Source organism: Vibrio tapetis subsp. quintayensis (assembly GCF_030409945.1).
Taxonomy (GTDB): Bacteria; Pseudomonadota; Gammaproteobacteria; order Enterobacterales; family Vibrionaceae; genus Vibrio; species Vibrio quintayensis.
Genome location: NZ_JAUFQV010000011.1, coordinates 155,817 through 177,359 on the forward strand (window position 1 = coordinate 155,817; position 21,543 = coordinate 177,359).

Sequence of the window (21,543 nt, forward strand, 5' to 3'; positions counted from 1 at the left end):
GATTATAACGGAAGAATAAAGGAAAGCGAAGTACTAAGGGCGAAGTACTAAAAGCTAATAGCGAAGTGGAGTGTCGAGCGAATTCTGTATTCTCCCCTTCCCGCGTGCTAACATATCGCCAGTCAAATTTTCACCAAATGTGAACCAAGGATATATTAAATGATCTACAGCATGACTGCTTATGCACGTAAAGAAATCAAAGGCGACTGGGGTAGCGCGGTATGGGAAATTCGCTCAGTAAACCAACGTTACCTAGAAACGTATTTTCGCCTACCAGAGCAGTTTCGTGGTTTAGAACCCATCCTTCGTGATCGTTTCCGTAAGCGCCTAGCTCGCGGTAAGGTGGAATGTCACCTGCGCTTTGAAGCGAACCCTGCAGCAAAAGGCGAGCTTAACATTAATCAAGATTTAGCAAAGCAAGTGATCAACGCCGCTAACCAAGTAATGAGTTTAACGGGTGAAGAAAGCCGTCTTAATCCATTCCAAGTAATGAACTGGCCGGGCGTGATGGAAACCCCAGAGCAAGATATGGACGCGATAAACAAAGCGCTGCTTGAAGGTTTCAACGAAGGTTTGGCTGATTTTATTGAAGCCCGTGGTCGCGAAGGCGAGAACATGAAAGATCTTATCGTGACTCGCTTAGATGCCATTACAGAACAAGTTGTTAAAGTTCGTGCGCGTATGCCGGAAATCCTCGTTTGGCAACGTGAGCGCTTAATGACTAAGTTTGAAGACGCAAAAGTTGAATTAGAAGCGACTCGCGTAGAACAAGAACTGATTCTGCTTGCTCAAAAATCGGATGTTGCTGAAGAGCTAGACCGATTAGATTCACACGTAAAAGAAGCGAACAACATTTTGAAGAAAGGCGGCGCTTGTGGCCGTAAACTTGACTTCATGATGCAAGAATTCAACCGTGAATCAAACACGCTGGCTTCTAAGTCTATCAGCACCGATATCACCGCATCAGGCGTTGAGCTTAAAGTGCTCATCGAACAAATGCGTGAGCAGATCCAGAATATTGAATAACACTGCACCTCCAGCAGGGAACGTATAAAGTACCCCCTGCTACATTCACCATCGGAATGTAGACACCCACAATGAGTAAAAGTATTTTTAGAAAAACTATCGACAGAGTTCGGTTATCTCGAGATCTAATTCGCCGTAAGTTTGGTATTTTCCTTTTTGATCGTAATGCCATCAAATCTGATAAAAAAACCAGTGCGGATAATATTGTCGTCGTTCGTTGGGATGCAAAAATAGGTGATTCGATCGTTTCCTCTTTTTTCTTTAGAGAATTAAAGAGAGCCTATCCTGAATCAAAAATTCAAGTAATCACCACTCAAGATCTTTCCGAACTCTACAAAAGCTATTTTGCTGTTGATGCTGTTCATATCAGTAAAAAAAGACCTTCTTATAGCGACCTTAGCAAGCTAGCAAAACAATTTGAAAGCGCTGATATCGTTATTCATCTTTCTAAAATTTTGAAAATGAAAGATCTCTATTTCTTGAATAGAGTAAGGGCAAAAAATATTGTTGGTCTTGATGACGGCGTAAAGCTAGTAAACATAAATCTAAATCAGGCTACACTTGGGCAGCATTTCTCTTCAAAATATCGTGCGATTCTTGAGCTACTCAAGGTTGACAATATTAAAACTGATTACGTCATTCCTAGCTGCCCACAGATATCCCAGCGAATTTCTAGTCAAATCAATTTACAAGATAAACTGGTTGTTGCTATTAATCCTTTTGGTAGTTCTCGTAATCGAAAACTACCAATTGAACAAGTCGCAGAGCTAATTCGCATACTGAAAAATCAATATCAATCTTTAACTATATTGCTAATATGCCCACCATCCGAGCAAGGTTCATTAGCACCATTGCTTAAAGAATTTGGTGATTTTTGCTTTATCGATACAGACGGCTCAACAATTTACGATGCGATAGAGCTACTACGCTTTGCCACTGTCGTTGTCTCTGTCGATACCTCGATTATTCACATCGCAAACGGATTAAACAAAAAAATTGTCGGCTTATATAACCCTGATCCCGTCAACTATCAGGAGTGGTCACCGAATAGAGACGATTCAATTACCATCTTTTCTGAAAAAGATGAGATTAGAGGAATTTCTATCAAAAGCATCGCTGCCGCTACTTCCAAACAATTAACTAGATAACGAATTATGATCGCGAACATCTTCCTAATATTCATCACTCTTTTCTTTAGTTCATTTGTCAGTAAGGTAATTTTTCTTACGATGGGCTATTCAACCCCTTTGTCTTTAATCAGTGCAGAAGGCCTCTGGGCGCTGTTTTATGGTACCCGTTTTGATACCACTATAACCGCTGTAATCGCAGCCCCAGCAATTCTAACTTGTGTTATTTTTCATTATTTTAAAATCGAATTGCAAAAATTTATCAAGGTTTGGCTCGCTGGAGGGGCATATTGGATTATTGGCACTACTGCGGCTGATGTGATCTATTCAAATGAATCGGGCAAACACGTAACCTATGAAGTATTCACCGCCTCAGGTTCAGAATCAGAGCTTCTTCTTACGGCTATACAAGGTCACCCACTAATCACACTTACTGCTTTCTTGTTGTGCTCTGTGGCAACCGTGGTGATTATGCGATTACCTCTAAGCACAGTTAGAACAAAAAGCCTTTCTGTTGTTAGTTTTATATTAACAACTCTGGTATGGCTATCAGTTACAATTCTAGTAGTGCGAGGAGGCTGGCATGACCACCCTCAATCCCCTATGAGTGCCTATAAAATCGGAAAAAATGATCATGCTTACGTAACTTGGAATGCACCATATAGCATTACTTATTACCTTTTTATAGGAAACTCAGAAGCAGCCCATAAACTCACAAAATCAGCCAACCCAGCTATTTTTTCTGAACTATACCAAGAGCAATTGCATTCACAAAAGGTTGACTTAGATAACCTAAAGCAAGCCAATATAATCTTTGTCTTAATGGAGAGCTGGACATCTATTGATATGGCAAGTTACACGGGTCATACAGATGCGGCTCCGTATTTCGATGAACTGAGGAAATCATCTTTAACAACAAAAGCAATGTACGCTAACGGGTATAGAACAGTTCAAGGCATGTTTTCCGGGCTATGCTCATACGTCAACCCCATATCAGGTGTCATTGCAAACACCCAGCTACAAAATGAGCAATATAGCTGTTTGCCTCATATGTTGACAGAAAAAGGCTGGAGCACTCATTTCATTCAAGGTAGTGGGATGGGGGTTGTTGGTTCATACGCTCAATCGATTGGTTTTACACACTCGTACGGAAAAACTGACTATTCTTTCGATTCTGATATGAACCGCTGGGGATATTTTGATGACAGTATATTCAAGTTTACTTTAGATAAAATTGATAGCTTACAAAACTCCGAACCAGAAAAGCCTTTCATGATTGCGATAAACACCAATACACAACATGGTGTATTAGTACCGGGGTGGGCAGAATATAAATATGGTAATGACACTCTAGCCAATATTCGACGTAGTGTTTTGAAGCACTCTGATGATGAATTATCCAGATTCATCCCTAAATTAAATGCACTACTTAAAGCTCCAACATTGGTTGTTCTTATGTCTGACCATACATCGAAGATCACCATTGAAGGTGGGCTATCTGTAATATCCATTCCATTTTTAATGTACGCAACTGACGGTAGTATTCCTGCTAAAAACTTAGATGAGTCTGCATCACAACGAGATGTAACACCTACAATCTTAGAATGGTTAGGCGGGAGTGCTCCTTGGTTCAGTGGTGAGTCTATGCTTTCAGGTGACTATAAGGGCTTTGCCAGTTTCTCTGTTGGTAGCCGCTTTAACTGGGTACATAAAAACAAAAGAATCCAACTAGAATCATCCACTGGTGAACTAATTGATTGCAGCATTATTGAAGATGATACTATCACGCTGCAATCAAGTAGCTGTGACCAAGACTGGGTACAACCGCTCTACCAGCAAGGCCGTGACTTCAATGAACTCACTCAAGAGCTATTGTTTAATGGAAAAACCATGGATTACCGAAAACTTGAATCCATTTTCCCAGAACAATAGTGACTAGAAATCAAAGTTTAAAAGGGGCATTACGCCCCTTTTCTTTATTTGATTGTAGAAAAGCTGCAAAAAATGCTATCCTTTTGCCCCATTTTTTAAGCATTAGTTTTGCTGTTGAATAACTCATTCAGCACCGAAACAGTCAAACCACGAGTGGAAATACCATGGGCAAAGGTACTTTATACATCGTCTCTGCACCTAGCGGTGCAGGTAAATCGAGCTTAATTTCATCGCTGTTGGAAAAAAACCCAACGTACGCAATGAAAGTATCGGTGTCGCATACTACTCGCGGCATGCGTCCAGGTGAAGAAGATGGCGTTCATTACCATTTTGTCAGCAAAGACAAATTTGAAGAACACATCGAATTAGGAGCTTTCCTTGAGTACGCAGAAGTATTCGGAAATTACTACGGCACTTCACGCCCTTGGATTGAAGAAAACCTAGATAAAGGCATTGATGTCTTTTTAGACATCGACTGGCAAGGCGCACGCCAAATTCGTGAGCAAATGCCACTCGCAAAAAGTATTTTCATCCTGCCTCCTTCGAAAGAAGAACTTGAACGTCGTTTAAATGCACGCGGTCAAGATAGCGAGACAGTGATTGCAAAACGAATGAACGAAGCACAATCTGAAATCTCCCATTACAATGAATATGACTATGTCATCATTAATGACGATTTCGATACAGCAGTCATCGATTTTAAAGCGATTCTGCGTGCCGAGCGATTAAAGCAAGACAAACAGGCGACAAAATACAACAGCATGCTAACTGCGCTATTGGCAGAATAGCCATTTAAGCTGTATAATTTCTCGTCATATCAAATTTTATTACAATATTGGAGTTCTCATGGCACGCGTAACTGTTCAAGACGCTGTTGAAAAAGTTGGCAACCGTTTCGACCTAGTTCTAATTTCGGCTCGTCGCGCTCGTCAAATGCAAACTGGCGGCAAAGATTCACTAGTGCCTGAAGAGAACGATAAGCCTACCGTTATCGCTTTACGCGAAATCGAAGAAGGCCTTATCACTAAAGAAGTACTGGATGCTCGTGCACGTCAAGAGCAACAAGAACAAGATGCGGCAGAGCTTGCAGCAGTAAGCAGCATTGCTCACACCCGTTAATCGTTAAATAGCGTTAAAGCTGGGCCTATAATTTGTATCTTTTTGAAAGCCTTAAAGACGTTGCCCAAGAATACCTAACAGAGCCTCAACTTGAGGCTCTGCGTCAATCTTATGTGGTAGCAAGAGACGCCCATGAAGGGCAAACCCGTTCCACCGGCGAACCGTATATTATCCACCCTGTCGCTGTTGCACGTATCCTCGCAGAAATGCGACTTGATAACGAAACCCTAATGGCAGCCCTGCTGCATGACGTTATTGAAGATACCGAGACAACCAAAGAAGAATTGGAAGCGCAGTTTGGAACCACGGTAGCAGAGCTGGTCGATGGTGTATCAAAGCTGGATAAGCTTAAATTCCGCGATCGCAAAGAAGCTCAAGCCGAAAACTTCCGCAAAATGGTGCTTGCTATGGTGCAAGACATCCGCGTAATTCTGATCAAACTGGCCGACCGAACGCACAATATGCGAACGCTTGGCGCACTTCGTCCAGATAAAAAACGTCGTATTGCGAGAGAAACGCTTGAGATCTATGCACCCTTGGCGCATCGCCTCGGTATTCACAACATCAAGGTTGAATTAGAAGAGCTTGGTTTTGAAGCCCTCTATCCAAATCGTTATCGCGTATTGAAAGAAGTCGTGAGAACGGCGCGCGGTAATCGTAAAGAAATCATCCAACGTATCCATTCCGAGATTTCGGGTCGCTTAGAAGAAGTCGATCTAGAAGCTCGTGTTTTCGGTCGTGAAAAAAACCTGTTCTCTATCTATAACAAGATGAAAACCAAAGAACAGCGTTTCCACACCATTATGGATATTTACGCGTTCCGTGTTGTGGTCGCCAGTGCCGACATGTGTTATCGCGTTCTAGGGCAAGTTCATAGCTTGTATAAACCACGCCCTGGTAAGATGAAAGATTACATCGCGGTACCGAAAGCCAATGGCTATCAGTCTTTGCATACGTCAATGGTAGGCCCTCACGGTGTACCCGTTGAAGTTCAGATCCGTACTGAAGACATGGATCAGATGGCGGACAAAGGTGTCGCGGCGCATTGGTCTTATAAAACCAATGGCGAACGCTCTGGCACAACCGCGCAAGTCAAAGCGCAGCGTTGGATGCAAAGCTTACTTGAATTACAGCAAAGCGCTGGCAACTCATTTGAGTTTATCGAGAACGTAAAATCCGATCTGTTCCCTGATGAAATTTTCGTGTTTACACCAAAAGGTCGTATCGTCGAACTCCCCGTAGGCGCAACCGCGGTTGATTTCGCTTATGCGGTACATACCGATGTGGGCAACATGTGTGTGGGTGCTCGTGTAGACCGTAATCCTTACCCGCTAAGTAAAGCGCTTAAGAATGGTCAAACGATTGAGATCATCAGTGCTCCTGGAGCAAGGCCTAATGCAGCATGGTTAAACTATGTTGTGACTTCTCGTGCTCGTACCAAGATCCGTCAGGTTCTAAAAACCATGCGCCGTGAAGAATCGGTCACATTAGGACGTCGCTTACTCAATCATGCATTAGGTGAGCAATCTATTGCTGATATTGAACAAAGCAATATCGACCACGTGGTTGCTGAACTTCGTATCCAAACCTTAGATGATTTGCTGGCATCCATTGGCCTTGGCGAATTGATGAGTATCGTGATAGCACGCCGACTGCTTGGCGATGTCGATGAGCTCACCGAGCTTGCCGGTTCTGAAAATGACAGTTCGAAGAAAAAACTGCCGATTCGTGGCGCTGAAGGCATTTTACTGACCTTTGCTAAATGTTGTCACCCTATTCCGGATGACCACATCATTGCTCACGTTTCACCGGGCCGTGGTTTAGTCGTTCACCGTGAAACTTGTCCGAATGTACGTGGTTACCAACGTGAACCAGACAAGTACATGGCCGTCGAATGGTCGAAAGATTACGATCAAGAGTTCATCAGTGAGCTGCAAATAGACATGCAGAATCACCAAGGTGCTCTCGCAGCGTTAACCAACGTCATTTCTCAAACCGGTTCCAATATCCATGGGATCACGACAGAAGAAAAAGACGGACGTTTATATATGATTACAGTGCTGCTTACCGCGAAAGATCGCGTGCATTTAGCCAGTATCATGAAGCGCATTCGTGTCATGCCACAAGCAACGAAAGTTCGCCGTCGTAGGCACTAGTGACACATTTACGTTATAAAAGGCTCTGAGTTCAGGGCCTTTTTTCTGCTCATTTTTTGTTATTTATTATATTAAAACCATTATGAATATTGAACGTTATCAACGTATCCAAACGGTTCTAAAAGCACGTCAAACAGACCTTACCCTTTGCTTGGAAGAAGTGCACAAACCAAACAATGTATCAGCGATTATTCGAACGGCTGACGCTGCTGGGGTTCATAAAGTGCATGCAGTATGGCCAAGCGAGCAAATGCGCACACTCAGCCATACGTCTGCAGGAGCCCGGAACTGGGTTGAAGTCGACACCCATAAAAACATTGATTCTGCTGTTACGGAATTCAAGAACCAAGGCATGCAGATACTGGCTACCAACCTGTCGGACACTGCCGTTGACTTTCGCGATATTGATTACACCAAACCGACCGCAATTATCTTGGGCGGAGAAAAACACGGGATCTCAAAACATGCGCTTGCTCAAGCCGATCAAGACATCATCATCCCGATGGTTGGCATGGTACAGTCCCTTAATGTTTCCGTCGCCAGCGCTTTGATCTTATTTGAAGCCCAGCGCCAACGCCAAAACGCAGGCATGTACGATAAAGAAGAAACCTCTTTACCTGAAGAATACGTTCATCGCTTACTGTTTGAACGCGGTCACCCTGTACTTGCGCGCGTGGCTAAACGCAAAAAACTGCCTTACCCACGTATTGATGAGCAAGGCCAAGTGGTTGCTGATGAAAGTTGGTGGGCAGAGATGCAGAGGAAGTGATTTGTGGGAAGTACTAAGGGCGAAGTGCTAAAAGCTAAGTAGAAGTGCTAAGTACTAAACCCTAAAAGCTAAGTAATAAGATCAACCTCCCTCTTGCTCTTAATACTTAGCTTTTAGCACTTCGCCTTGAGAACTTCGCCCTTAGTACTTAGCTTTTAGTACTTCCCCCCCCTTGCACTTCAACATTTTTCCTTTCAAACTAGGTCTTTAAATCTCGCTAATATTTTAAGGCCTCTGCCATGTCCCAGCTTCTATCTGCTATTCCCCTCACCGAGCTTTCTGGCGTGGGGGCTAAAGTCGCAGAGAAGTTATCTAAAGTTGGGCTTAATAGCGTTCAAGACTTGTTATTCCATTTGCCCTCTCGATACGAAGATCGGACTCGTGTTTATCCGGTCGCACAATTGCATCCAGGCCTTTGGGCTGCGGTGCAGGGTCAAGTAATGAGCGCGGAAACGCTGTTTGGTAAGCGCAAAATGCTAGCGGTCAAAATTAGCGATGGTAACGGCACCATTACTCTGCGGTTTTTCAACTTTACCGCAGGGATGAAAAACAACTTTGCCACAGGTAAAACCGTTCATGCTTATGGCGAGATTAAACGGGGTGGTTATGGATTAGAGATAGTTCACCCAGATTACAAATTCAACTCCCCGAATAAAAATGCCGATGCCGAACCTAGCTTAACGCCGGTCTACCCCACAACGGATGGACTAAGGCAATTAACGCTACGTAACCTAACCGACCAAGCGCTTGGTTTACTAGATAAAATGGCCGTTAGCGAGCTATTGCCCTCTGGTTTGTACAATCATCAAATTACCATGGCAGAAGCGCTGCATACCATCCACAGGCCACCACCGACGGTGAACTTAGAAGCATTCGATGCAGGTCAACATCCGGCTCAGCGACGACTGATCATTGAAGAACTGCTCGCTCAAAACTTGTCTATGTTAGCCGTTCGAGGTCAAGGCCAAAAAGAGGCCGCTTTATCGCTGACTCCTGTCGATAAACTGAAACCCCAGCTTCTAAGCCAATTACCCTTTAGCCCAACAGGCGCTCAATCAAGAGTGGTGAATGAAATTGAAACAGACCTAGCGAAACCTCACCCTATGATGCGATTGGTGCAAGGTGATGTAGGCTCGGGGAAAACCTTGGTTGCTGCACTCGCCGCCCTTCGGGCTTTAGAGCACGGCCACCAAGTGGCGTTAATGGCGCCAACGGAATTATTAGCAGAGCAACATGCGATTAATTTTTCCAACTGGCTGGGTAATGTTGAACTGAACGGCCAACCAATCAAGGTAGGTTGGCTCGCAGGTAAATTAAAAGGCAAAGCCAAAGAAACGGAGCTCGCCAACATCGCCAATGGTGAAGCACAAATGGTGGTGGGCACTCACGCATTGTTTCAAGAGCATGTTGAATTTCATAATCTTGCCCTAGTGATTATTGATGAACAGCATCGATTTGGCGTCCACCAGCGCTTGGAACTTCGTGAGAAAGGCGTGAAACAAGGCTTCTTCCCTCACCAATTGATCATGACCGCAACGCCTATTCCAAGAACCTTGGCCATGACGGCCTACGCCGATTTAGAAACATCCGTCATTGATGAGCTGCCACCGGGACGAACGCCGATTCAAACCGTCGCGATTCCTGACACTCGCCGAAAGGACATCATCGAGCGCGTTCGCAACGCCTGTCTTGACGGTAAACAAGCGTATTGGGTGTGTACGTTAATTGATGAGTCCGAAGTCTTGGAAGCGCAAGCGGCAGCAGACACCGCAGAAGAGCTAAAACTGCAACTACCAGAACTAAAGATTGGTTTAGTGCACGGCCGAATGAAGCCTGCAGAGAAGCAAGCTATCATGGCGCAGTTTAAAGCCAATGAATTGCACTTATTGGTTGCTACAACGGTTATCGAAGTTGGCGTAGATGTGCCCAATGCCAGCTTAATGATCATTGAAAACCCAGAGCGATTAGGTTTGGCTCAACTCCACCAACTTCGCGGCCGAGTGGGTCGAGGAAAAGTGGCAAGCCATTGTGTATTGCTGTACCACGCTCCATTATCTAAAACTGCGCAAAAGCGCTTAGGTGTGTTAAGAGAAAGTAACGATGGGTTCGTCATCGCCCAGCGAGATTTGGAAATCCGAGGCCCCGGCGAGTTACTCGGCACTAAACAAACTGGCCTAGCTGATTTTAAAATTGCCGATTTGGTTCGCGATCAACGCTTAATACCCGAAATTCAACGTATGGCACGCCATATTCACGAGCAACATCCAAAAAGTGCGCAAGCCATTATCGACCGATGGTTGGGGGATAGGAATGTGTATGCGAGTGCGTGATGGGTTACGGGTTACGGGTTACCTGTAGGACATAGTCCGTCCTGCAACCCTCTGCCTTTAACTTCCTTTTCTCTTTATCTCAGTCGGAAAGCTGATCTGCACTTTCAATCCACCTTCGCTGCGGTTATTCACCACCAACGAGCCGTTATGCTGGCTGACGATCCGTTTAACAATCGCAAGGCCAAGCCCTGTTCCTTCAGAGCCACGAGCCGTATCACCCCGAGTAAATGGTTCGAATAACTTACTCAGTTGAGACTTATCAATGCCTGGGCCGTTGTCTTCTACGCATACCCAAGCCAGTTTGTTGTCTACCGTAGCCCCTGTACTGATTTTCAACCAGCCGTTGCCATAGCGAATGGCATTGACCACCAAATTGCTCACTGCACGTTTAATCGCGATTGGGTTACCTAATACTGGGTGTTTTAAGTTAGCCAACAACTCTTCAATCTGAATTTCGTAGCCACCCTCTGCACTGGCAACATCGCTGGCGATATCATTGAGACATACCGATTCAAAGCTATTGGCATCGACAGGCTTCAAATAATCCATAAACTGGCTGATGATTTCATTGCACTCTTCGGTATCTTTAATGATGCCTTCAGCCAAATAACCATCTTCTGGCGACATCATTTCCGTCGCTAAGCGAATGCGAGTTAGAGGGGTTCGTAAATCGTGGCTGATGCCAGCCATCAAAAGTGCTCTGTCTTCTTCTAGCTCTTGTATACCACGTGACATTTGATTGAATGCTTGGCTTACTGCCCGTATTTCACTCGCCCCACGCTCAGGAAGTGCATCGGGAATTTCTCCTCGGCCCACTTTACGAGCAGCACTTTCTAAGTCCATCAAAGGTCGGTTTTGGATTCGAATGAATAGCCAGCCACCTAGCACGATCAACAAGGCACCAATAAGGCTATTACGAAACAGCGGAGCAAAATCTTCTTCTTGCAGTTCAGATAACGGCACACGAATTAACGAGCTCGGCATTGCTTCTATGTCCATCCACAACACATAGCTTTCTGCTGCCAATGCGAGCCGCACTTCTGTTGTTGAGCCCAGCGCATCGCTCATTTGCTCACTCATTAAGTCAATGCTGGTGGCTTTGTCATACTCAGCAATGATGGGTTCATCGCGAGTATGAACACTCACTCCGAGCTGCTCAAGCAGTTTACGTCTTAATGGGGCGTCAATGGCCACTTCATCTTCAAGCCGCATACTTTCATCCAGTACCACATTCATTTCATAAGCCAAAATGCGGTTAAATTGCTGCAAACTGGGCAACAACGCATAGTTAAATACGGCGTAATAGGAAAAAACTTGGCTGGATAATAAGAGGGTAAGAAATAGAAAGATACTTTGAGTGCGAGAGCTTCGAATACGTAAGCGCATGGGGGTACCGGTTGAGGTTACAGGTTACAGGTTACAGGTTACAGGTTACAGGTTACAGGTTACAGGTTACAGGTTACAGGTTACAGGTTACAGGTTACAGGTTACAGGTTACAGGTTACAGGTTACAGGTTAATCAAGGCGACGGCTGAGTCAACTCAGTCGTCCTGTTTTATGACCTATTCCTGTAACCAGTAGAACGAAGTTCGTCCTGCAGCCCTTAATCGATTCTACGCCTCTTTCCCATCAGGAACAAACACGTAACCTAAACCCCACACTGTTTGAATATAACGAGGGCGGCTTGGATCTTCTTCTAGCATGCGACGCAAACGAGAGATTTGGACATCAATCGAGCGTTCCATTGCGGAATATTCACGACCACGAGCCATGTTCATCAACTTATCGCGAGACATAGGCTCACGCGCATTAGTAACCAGCGCTTTCAATACCGCAAATTCACCAGAAGTCAGTGGCATTGGCTCCTCATTACGGAACATCTCACGCGTACCAAGATTTAAGCTAAATTCGCCAAATTCAATCACCGTGTCTTCAGCACTTGGAGCACCTGGCGCTTCAATCGTTTGGCGACGCAGAACCGCTTTAATACGAGCAAGCAATTCACGTGGGTTAAATGGTTTTGGCAAGTAATCATCTGCACCCACTTCTAAGCCTACGATACGATCAACTTCATCGCCTTTCGCCGTCAGCATCAAAATTGGCAGTGTATTATTAGCACTACGCAAGCGGCGGCAAATCGATAAGCCATCTTCGCCCGGTAGCATTAAATCTAATACCATTAGGTGGAAATTTTCACGTGTTAGCAGGCGGTCCATTTGCTCACTATTTGCAACACTTCGAACTTGGAATCCCTGTTCCGATAAATAACGCTCCAACAACGAACGAAGACGTGCGTCGTCATCAACTACTAGAATTTTAAAGTTCTCTTGCATGTACCATTACCTGCTAAAACTATTATGAGGGTTAAAATGTAACATTAGTTGCATGGAAGTCATGCAATTAATTGTTAGCGTTTATTTCTTTTTAGTCGATTATATTCACTATCTCAATTATCACACGACCAGAACGAGATAACAGAGGTGTTTTTTGTGGCACTTATTGGTATAACAAGCCCAGTATTCTTTTATTTTGGCGTAGCCACTTTTGTATGAAAACCAATATCATCACCCGTGAAGGCTATGAGCGCCTGACCAAAGAACTTAACTTCCTATGGCGTGAAGACAGACCAGAAGTCACCAAAAAAGTGACCTGGGCAGCAAGCCTAGGAGATCGCTCAGAAAACGCTGATTATCAATATAATAAGAAGCGCTTGCGTGAAATCGACCGCCGTGTTCGCTACCTAAGAAAACGAATAGAACAAGTCAAAGTGGTGGATTACTCGCCCCAACAAGAAGGCAAAGTCTTCTTCGGTGCTTGGGTTGAAATTGAAAATGAGCAAGGTGATGTGAAAAAATTCCGCATCGTCGGCCCTGATGAAATCTATGGTGGAGTCAAAGACTATGTGTCTATCGACTCCCCCATGGCCCGAGCCTTGCTCAAAAAACAGGTAGATGACGAATTCATGGTTCGCACACCCGATGGTGATAAAGAGTGGTTTGTGAATAGTATTAAATACTAGATTAAGGCGGCTCTAGGCTTTTGGCACAGTAACCGCCTCTAGCGGGCGAAGTAGATCCGTATTGCTCTTTTCTATCTCTATTCCCCTCTACTCTCCCAACAGGAATTTCTCATCACTGCTAACGACTGCACCATGCTTAAGGAAGTTCTTACCTAAAATCATGCTGTAGTGGAAACGAGAGCGATCTTGCAGGTTCACTCGTACCGTTTGCTCTAAGTCACCTATTTTCACACTCATTTCAACCACAGGTCTTGGCATGGCTTTTTCGCCTTTTCGTGCTCGAACTCGCATTTCGTCAACCACTTCTCTCGTCATCTGTTTATTCTGACCAAGATCATTTTGATAGGTAAACGACACCATGGGTTTACCGTCTTTTTCAAAACGCTTGATGTTGAGAGCATTCATTGAGCTAACATCGGCGCCTGTGTCTAGTTTTACCGGAAAAGTAAGCCCGGCTACGGTGGCGTTTTCAATATAGCCCGCTCTAAATAATGGTTCGGCATCCAGTAAATGATCGGCACGTGTATTGATTAACACATTGTCTTCTAGCATGGCTCTGCCAATCACAAACTCGACTTCATTGCCGTCGTTGTCATCCAACACTTCTAAGCCGAACTCAATGGTTTGTGATTTACCAGCCAGTTCCACTTTCCCCTCAACCACAGGGCGAACATCGTCACCTACTGTTAGCGTTTTCACCAATGGCTTGGTCACTTCATGATCTTCACCTTGGTTATCGGTAAAGGTATACGTCACATCATCTCGACCTTTTTGCTCCGTCACTTTAAAGCTAGAGACTTTTAATAACGGGGTATTAATCACCAATGAAGGCTCAGCCACAACACGAACGCCATCAATAGCTAAATGTTCCTTAGGAGACAGAATCAACGGTGGATTCTTCTTCATTCGTTGTTCGACGCTTTGCGTGCTGTTTTTTCCACTGTTGCTAGCATCAAGCATAAAGAACTGGCTCAAGCTCTCTTGCCCTACTCGAAGTTGGCTGTTGCTATCTGAACGATCATTCAAATAGACTAACAAGTAGCGTTCTTCATCTTGATTAAACGTTACAGGCACATAAACCAATGGCCGCTCTTCACCACTGACTTTTAGCATCCTAATTAGTGGTAACTCTAGTGATTTTTCTGCGCCATCACTGCCGACTAAATCAAATGATACCAACTTACTTTTCCCATCAATTTTGATGTGTTCCGCATGCAAATTACTGTAGCGGTTAGCTAGAGAAAAGCTGGCACCCATGTTTAGCCCTTCAATCGTGACGTTTTCATCTCGGCCTATAATTTGTGCGGTCGGCTGCTCTTGTAAATAGTCGTATCCTGCAAACACCCATGCTTGCTGCTTGAGCAAACTCTTTCCAACTAAAATAGGTGATGAGAAGTGACTTCTGTCGGTAAGGTTTACATCGGTTTCAATGGTTCTGCCTGCAATAGTCAATGGCATTGATACAACCGGGCGGTACATAGGCTCACTGCTGCTACGGCTACGGATCACACTCATACGAGTTAAAGGGCGGCTTACCTTTATTAGCTCATCAGTATAAGGATGATGAAGCGTGAAGTGCACCATGCCTCGAATGTCACGATCTGGGTCATCATCAAATGGGAGCTTCCATTGATTACTTTCTTTAACACCGCCGAGATCTTCTACAATCGCTTTCATCAACGCCAGATCTTTTAACCCTGCATATTTCGGGTGCGCACTTTCAACATGAATGTTATCCGCATGAATAGACGTGGTATCTGCTCCGGTATCAATCTTGCCCATAAACGGCACGGTTGATACCCCCTCTATACCAGAAAAGTACACATTCTCTAACCGGCCCAGCACCAGTTTATTATCCAGTGAATAGGCCGGAGATTGCGTAGTAAATGGGCCACTTGCCAAAGACAAAGGAGAGTAGAAATTGGTAGCTGCAATAATAGCCAAAAGAACAGACGTTTTTTTCATTCTATTTCCTAATCACGAATAGTCGGTATGCATGAGTATGAGTTTGTTGCATCAATTAAGTTTCGCTTACCTTGGCGATTTTTACAGAACTTTTACGTGCAAATGTTAACTTAAACCTAAGATAAGTAAGCGTTAGGTAATAATCCACCAATTGAAATTGACCGACACGCCCCCATATTTAACAACAAATAGCCGATGTTTAGTGACTGACAACTACCTCGGCCAATACTGAATTATAGAGAAGACACGGATGAGCCAAGCGATTTGCCAACTGATTGCTCAAGAACTCAATGTTCGCCCTGAGCAAGTTAACGCTGCTGTAACCCTTATTGATGACGGAAACACCGTTCCATTTATCGCCCGTTACCGAAAAGAAGTAACTGGCGGCCTTGATGATACACAACTGCGTACGTTAGACAGTCGCCTAGCCTATTTACGTGAGCTAAGCGATCGCCGCCAAACCATCATTAAATCAATTCAAGAACAAGGTAAGCTCACCTCAGAACTTGAAGTCAAGATAAACAGTGCCGACAGTAAAACTCGCCTTGAAGATTTGTATTTGCCTTATAAGCCTAAACGCCGAACTAAAGGCCAAATTGCCATTGAAGCCGGTTTAGAATCTCTAGCAGATACACTTTGGAATACACCTCAAACGGTCCCTGAAAGTGAAGCCAACAAATACATTAATGCAGACAAAGGCATTGCCGATACCAAAGCCGCATTAGATGGCGCTCGCGTTATCATCATGGAACGCATTGCAGAAGATGCGAACTTATTAGAAAAAGTGCGTACTTATCTCAATAGGAATGCCTTTTTGAGCTCTCGGGTTGTGGCAGGCCAAGAGCAACAAGGCGAGAAATTTAAAGACTACTTTGAGCATGATGAAGCCATCAACCGAGTACCATCGCACCGTGCTCTTGCCATGCTACGCGGCCGCAATGAAGGTTTTTTACAACTTGCGATGAACGCCGACCCTAGCCAAGAACCCGGAACGCGTGGTTCATACTGTGAAGAAATTATCGCGCAGCACTACGGTATTCACTTGAGCCAAGCACCTGCTGACACATGGCGTAAGTTGGTGATCAGTTGGGCATGGCGCATTAAAGTTTCTATGCACATGGAAACTGAATTAATGGGCGCACTAAAAGAGCGATCTGAAATAGAAGCTATTGAAGTGTTCGCAACCAACTTAAAAGACCTGTTGATGGCGGCTCCTGCCGGCCCTCGCGCCACGCTTGGCCTAGATCCCGGTTTACGCACGGGCTCTAAAATAGCCGTGGTCGATTCAACCGGTAAAGTACTGGCAACCGAAACCATTTACCCGCATCCGCCACAAAAGCAATACGACAAATCGGCTCATGTTCTAGAGCAAATGATTAAAAAGTACAACGTGGATTTGGTGGCGATTGGTAATGGTACAGCTTCACGTGAAACCGACACCTTTGTTGCTGATGTCATCACGCGTGCCAGTCTCAACACTCAAAAAATCATTGTGAGCGAAGCCGGAGCATCGGTTTACTCTGCTTCTGAACTAGCCGCCAATGAATTTCCTAATATGGATGTATCGCTGCGGGGCGCAGTATCTATTGCTCGCAGGCTACAAGACCCACTGGCAGAACTGGTGAAAATTGACCCGAAATCCATCGGTGTGGGCCAATACCAACACGATGTTAGCCAGAGCATGCTAGCAAAAAGACTCGATGCGGTTGTCGAAGACTGTGTAAACGCCGTTGGGGTTGATGTGAATACCGCCTCTGCTGCGCTATTAACCCGTGTCGCAGGTCTATCAACCACCATGGCACAAAACATCGTGAACTACCGCGATGATAATGGCCGCTTCGAAGCACGCACTACTTTAAAGAAAGTCGCTCGTTTAGGACCAAAAGCATTTGAACAATGTGCTGGGTTCTTGCGAATTATGGATGGTAAAAACCCTCTTGATGCCTCATCAGTGCACCCAGAAGCTTACCCTGTCGTTAAGGCCATTGCAGAAAAAAACAGTAAAAAAGTTCAAGGGCTAATTGGTGACAGTCAGTTCCTCCAAGGCTTGAAAGCCGTTGACTACATCAATGATACTTTCGGCTTACCTACCGTCACCGACATCATCAAGGAATTGGACAAACCCGGTCGAGATCCTCGTCCCGAGTTTAAAACCGCCACCTTTGCTGACGGGGTAAACAAGGTTTCTGACTTAGAAATCGGCATGGTTTTAGAAGGCGTGGTTTCTAACGTTGCCAACTTTGGTGCCTTTGTTGATATCGGCGTGCATCAAGATGGTTTAGTGCATATTTCCGCACTAACGGATCGCTATGTATCCGACCCTCGTGAAGTGGTAAAAGCGGGCGATATTGTAAAGGTTAAGGTAATGGAAGTAGATGCACAACGTAAGCGAATTGCGCTTACCATGCGCCTGACTGACGAACCCGGTCAAGATAACCGCAGCCAACGTAGCGGCAGTGAGCGACCAGCGCAAAATCAAAAGCCTCGTCAACAGGCTTTAAGAGACAATGCCCGCAATCAAAACCGTCAAGATTCGTCGAACGCCCCAATGGGTGGCGCATTTGCTGCGGCGTTTGCTAATGCGAAGAAGAAATAGAGCAGAATACAGAGTCGTCGTAATGCTCAACTAGAAGCTAGACCGCTTCGCTGCTAGAAACAATAAAAGCAAAGAGCAAAGAGCAAAGAATCAGCGCCTGCTGTTTTTTTTGCTCTTTTTGTTTCTAGTAAGCGAATCGTATTCTGTATTCTCCGCTTACTCTATTTCTTCGCTTTTTTAAACGTATAGTTACCCTTTATTTTCCGCCATAACCCAAACACGTCTGTTCTAGGGAAGATGGCAATACGACGAATTTGTTGTAAGTCTTGGTGAAAAGCCAATGGGCCTGAATTAGTTGCAACACTAAATGGATAACCCGCTTGCTCTGCCAACTGTTTAGTTTCTTCGCTTAAGTCGCCGTAGGGGTACGCAAAAGAAAATAACAATTTCCCAATCAACTCTTCCAGTTGTCGTTTATTTTCTTCAATTTCATATTGTTGTTGCTCTCTTCCCAGTTTGCTCAACTTAGGGTGAGTCAAAGTATGACCACCAATCTCAACATGACCAGAGTCAACCATCGCCTTTAATTGCTCAGCACTCATCAGCGGTACTTTGTTGTCAGGTTTATCCACACCTTCAACATCCCAGCGATTAAAGTCCTCTCCTGTCACCGCATATACCACGGCTTTAAAGTCATATTTTTTCAATAGTGGTAGCATTAGGTGATAGTTGTCCTCATAGCCATCATCAACTGTAATCATAATATACCGCTTACCAGCCTCTAAACGATGCAAGACTCCGTTATCAGCGAAATCGGCAAAGGTTAGCGTTTCAAAACCCATTCTTTTGATCAACTTAAAATGCTTTTCCAGCATATCAACGTGCAAATATGTGCCATTTACCCCCGCTCCACTCCCGTCACGAATAAAGCGGTGATACATAATTACTGGCATTTCACTTTGCAACTTTTCAACTATCACATCTTGATAAATATATTCAAGATGATCGACAACCTTAGATAAATCATAGTGAGATCGAATCGTATCTGATACACCACTTTGACAATTTGACTCCAATAACGCTTGTTCAACTTGATGACTAATAATGGAGAAATCGATATCCAAATCTTTAGGGCCGATATCACCAAAATTAGTCGCCATCGCCTGAACTACATTATCGTTAGTCACCACACCGATAGAATTTGCTTCACCTATTGCAAACGTAGGACGTCCGCACAGTAAAGACTCCATAGCAACCCGACCAGCACCGATAACAAGGTCGGACTTAGCCAGCATCGTAGGAACATCATCGGTATAGCCCGTAAATTCCACCTGATTCAAAAATGGCTTAAATCGTTCTGTAACCGCGCTACCAGTGACGACCTTTATATGGTTTTGCTCACTATCAAGACACTCGCTCAATAACCGAAAACACAGATCACCTTTTGGCCCGCTAAGTCGACCGATAATTGTAATGATAGGCTTGTCGTTGGTAGGTGTCGGCATTTGTTGAAACTGAGTTGTTTCAATACCGTTACGACTTACTTTTAGCTGCGATTCAGGTACATCCAATTCTTGAATTAGTTGCTGGCGTATAGCTTCACAAACTGGGAGTGCTTTATCTCCCATAGCATGAAAATGCTTACGAGAAGCATGCACAGGTTGGCGCCCATGTACCGTTGTAACCATTGGAGTTCCAGTCAGCTTACAAGCAATATGACAACTCCAACTTGAAGCGCGTGAATGGGCATGAACCAATTGAATGTTATGTTTTTTAATAAGATAAACCAAATACCCTACATGCCAAAAACGACGAACAATACTACGCTTGTTGAAGCGTAACTTAAAAAATTCACCTTGATACGGTTTGGTCAAGGTATCAGAAACATAAAACACATTATGCCCACGCGATGTTAGTTCATCACCTACTGTCGTCGCGTAAACTTCCGCTCCCGTAACCTCTAACTGAGACAATGCCATTAAAACATTCATATCTTTATACCAAATCCATCAAATTTTGTAACTTCGATACCCTACCATCAGAGCATTCCAATCGTTTTGCTGCCAATGAATAGCGCGCTTATTAAGTTCTTTATTAAACGAGCGCTGTAAGCGATCTAAGTTTGAGGTTTTCCACTGCTCGCTGCCTTGTTTAGCGCACTTATCAAAATCAATAATCCATACTTTGTATTCGCTATCGAGCAAAATATTATGGATATTAAGATCGGTATGGTTCACGCCTGCATTGTGCATCAAGCGAATTTGTTCACCTATACTGCAATAGGTTTCTGCTGATAAGTTTGAATCTTGTAAAATGGTCACCAAATCTCGTGCGTTGGCGATTTTTTCACTCAAGATATCGGCTTGATAACAAACAGTACGTTTCTTTGCGATAGCCGCAATTGGCCTTGGCACATTCACACCTGATTCTCTTAAGTGCTTTAGTAACAACAACTCTTGATAGCAGCGAGTGGTCTCCCAACCAGTAAACCAATAGTGGTCTTTCACCAACTTACCAAACAGCCCGCCACGGCGATAATGCCTAAGAGCAGCCTGCATACCATCGAGTTGTACAAACCACGTAGTTCCGCGACCTTGCGCACTCCCGACCACCTTACCCAACCGCTGCCAATGCTCACCCTCAAAATGCTCAGACGTTGGATTAATGATAAGTGAAGCGTCATACCAGATGATCTGCTTATGTGATTCGATAGATTGAAGCATGGCTCTTGGTCAATTAGATGAGTATGAGGGTATTGTACAGGTTAGAAGCGGAAGGCGGAAGGCGGAAGGCGGAAGGCGGAAGGCGGAAGGCGGAAGGCGGAAGGCGGAAGGCGGAAGGCGGAAGGCGGAAGGCGGAAGGCGGAAATGATTTTCGAGCAAATACTGATAATATCAACTCTTTTCCTCTGCCTTATGCCTTATGCCTTATGCCTTATGCCTTATGCCTTATGCCTTATATAGCTTAAATCGGTTTTGTGCACACTACGTAATAGCAATGACTTCTGACGGGTTATGTGGAGCAACCGAATGACCATAATGATATTTAATGACCGTTCTGCGCTTTTCCATTCGCCCTTCTTTTATCGCAGCGTTAAGTACACTGGGCGGTAGTTTAAATCGCATGGTGTAACCTAAGCCTTGTTGCTCACTGTATGTTTGTAGCGCTATCAACTCGAACAATCGCTCAAGGGGACTTTTTGGTTCTGTGTGAAACTCTTCTTTTTCGTCTAAGTCATATTCGGGGTGTTCAGACGGATTCCAAGCTGCTCGCTTACGACGCTTTTCTTCTAACGTCGCTTTACGTTCAGGGTTGGATTTCGTCAAGTGGACCGTTGGTGTTACCGGTTCCCGAATCTTATTATCCCTTGCTGCTTGTTCAGTTTGCAGATTAACCGACGGGGCGATCAGTGGAACACTGGCGCTGGTCGGGGTTACTACCATAACAAACCTCCCTAAGATGCATGACATCCACACTGTCTAGGCTCAGTAGGTTCACTTACCCAAACAGTCTCAATAACTCACGCCAGTAATTCGTTACCTTTGCGTGCTACCTGGTTATCTT

Annotated in this window: 16 protein-coding genes; 10 read left to right on the forward strand and 6 right to left on the reverse strand. The window is 44.5% G+C overall.

Features of this window, described 5'->3' with window-relative positions:
- Positions 1–159: 159 nt before the first annotated feature.
- From QWZ04_RS04180 to recG, 8 genes are all read left to right on the forward strand, one after another.
- On the forward strand, positions 160–1,026 hold the full coding sequence (locus tag QWZ04_RS04180) for a YicC/YloC family endoribonuclease (RefSeq protein ID WP_102523439.1): 867 nt from the start codon (positions 160–162) through the stop codon (positions 1,024–1,026).
- 71 nt (positions 1,027–1,097) lie between these two features.
- Positions 1,098–2,174: a glycosyltransferase family 9 protein gene (locus QWZ04_RS04185; protein ID WP_290325260.1), complete on the forward strand. Its 1,077-nt coding sequence runs from the start codon at positions 1,098–1,100 to the stop codon at positions 2,172–2,174.
- Positions 2,175–2,255: 81 nt separating this feature from the next.
- Positions 2,256–4,085, forward strand: a complete 1,830-nt coding sequence (locus QWZ04_RS04190; RefSeq protein WP_290325263.1) for an LTA synthase family protein — start codon at positions 2,256–2,258, stop codon at positions 4,083–4,085.
- A gap of 164 nt (positions 4,086–4,249) precedes the next feature.
- Entirely contained in the window at positions 4,250–4,873 is a 624-nt protein-coding gene (gene gmk / locus QWZ04_RS04195) for a guanylate kinase (protein ID WP_102524008.1), read from the forward strand.
- 58 nt (positions 4,874–4,931) lie between these two features.
- Complete coding sequence (gene rpoZ / locus QWZ04_RS04200; protein ID WP_102523442.1) at positions 4,932–5,204, forward strand: DNA-directed RNA polymerase subunit omega; 273 nt, start codon at positions 4,932–4,934, stop codon at positions 5,202–5,204.
- Positions 5,205–5,236: 32 nt separating this feature from the next.
- Positions 5,237–7,360 carry a bifunctional GTP diphosphokinase/guanosine-3',5'-bis pyrophosphate 3'-pyrophosphohydrolase gene (gene spoT, locus QWZ04_RS04205; protein WP_290325268.1) on the forward strand — a complete coding sequence of 708 codons (2,124 nt, stop codon included), beginning with the start codon at positions 5,237–5,239 and terminating at the stop codon, positions 7,358–7,360.
- Positions 7,361–7,442: 82 nt separating this feature from the next.
- Positions 7,443–8,129, forward strand: a complete 687-nt coding sequence (gene trmH, locus QWZ04_RS04210; protein ID WP_290325270.1) for a tRNA (guanosine(18)-2'-O)-methyltransferase TrmH — start codon at positions 7,443–7,445, stop codon at positions 8,127–8,129.
- 239 nt (positions 8,130–8,368) lie between these two features.
- A complete protein-coding gene (recG, locus tag QWZ04_RS04215) occupies positions 8,369–10,459 on the forward strand; it encodes an ATP-dependent DNA helicase RecG (RefSeq protein WP_290325272.1) in 2,091 nt (696 codons plus the stop codon).
- A 57-nt stretch (positions 10,460–10,516) separates the two neighbouring features.
- Here recG and envZ read toward each other — a convergent pair whose 3' ends face one another.
- Complete coding sequence (gene envZ, locus QWZ04_RS04220; protein ID WP_290325274.1) at positions 10,517–11,845, reverse strand: two-component system sensor histidine kinase EnvZ; 1,329 nt, start codon at positions 11,843–11,845, stop codon at positions 10,517–10,519.
- Positions 11,846–12,072: 227 nt separating this feature from the next.
- Positions 12,073–12,792, reverse strand: coding sequence for an osmolarity response regulator transcription factor OmpR (gene ompR / locus QWZ04_RS04225; RefSeq protein ID WP_102523447.1), 720 nt, complete (start codon positions 12,790–12,792; stop codon positions 12,073–12,075).
- A 215-nt stretch (positions 12,793–13,007) separates the two neighbouring features.
- Here ompR and greB point away from each other — a divergent pair, with 215 nt between their 5' ends.
- The gene (gene greB, locus QWZ04_RS04230; protein WP_290325278.1) at positions 13,008–13,478 is read left to right on the forward strand and encodes a transcription elongation factor GreB; all 471 of its coding nucleotides are present in this window, start codon (positions 13,008–13,010) and stop codon (positions 13,476–13,478) included.
- Positions 13,479–13,565: 87 nt separating this feature from the next.
- Here greB and QWZ04_RS04235 read toward each other — a convergent pair whose 3' ends face one another.
- Complete coding sequence (locus QWZ04_RS04235) at positions 13,566–15,443, reverse strand: putative ATP-dependent zinc protease (protein ID WP_290325280.1); 1,878 nt, start codon at positions 15,441–15,443, stop codon at positions 13,566–13,568.
- A gap of 250 nt (positions 15,444–15,693) precedes the next feature.
- On the opposite strand from QWZ04_RS04235, the gene QWZ04_RS04240 reads away from it, so the two are divergent.
- The gene (locus QWZ04_RS04240; protein ID WP_290325282.1) at positions 15,694–18,039 is read left to right on the forward strand and encodes a Tex family protein; all 2,346 of its coding nucleotides are present in this window, start codon (positions 15,694–15,696) and stop codon (positions 18,037–18,039) included.
- A 161-nt stretch (positions 18,040–18,200) separates the two neighbouring features.
- Here QWZ04_RS04240 and QWZ04_RS04245 read toward each other — a convergent pair whose 3' ends face one another.
- The 3 genes from QWZ04_RS04245 to QWZ04_RS04255 form a co-directional block, all read right to left on the reverse strand.
- A complete protein-coding gene (locus tag QWZ04_RS04245; RefSeq protein WP_290325284.1) occupies positions 18,201–19,970 on the reverse strand; it encodes a bifunctional glycosyltransferase family 4 protein/polysaccharide deacetylase in 1,770 nt (589 codons plus the stop codon).
- Between the two features lie 18 nt (positions 19,971–19,988).
- Positions 19,989–20,702, reverse strand: a complete 714-nt coding sequence (locus QWZ04_RS04250; protein WP_290325286.1) for a 3-deoxy-D-manno-octulosonic acid kinase — start codon at positions 20,700–20,702, stop codon at positions 19,989–19,991.
- Positions 20,703–20,963: 261 nt separating this feature from the next.
- Complete coding sequence (locus QWZ04_RS04255; RefSeq protein ID WP_290325288.1) at positions 20,964–21,422, reverse strand: ATP-dependent Lon protease; 459 nt, start codon at positions 21,420–21,422, stop codon at positions 20,964–20,966.
- Positions 21,423–21,543 lie beyond the last annotated feature (121 nt).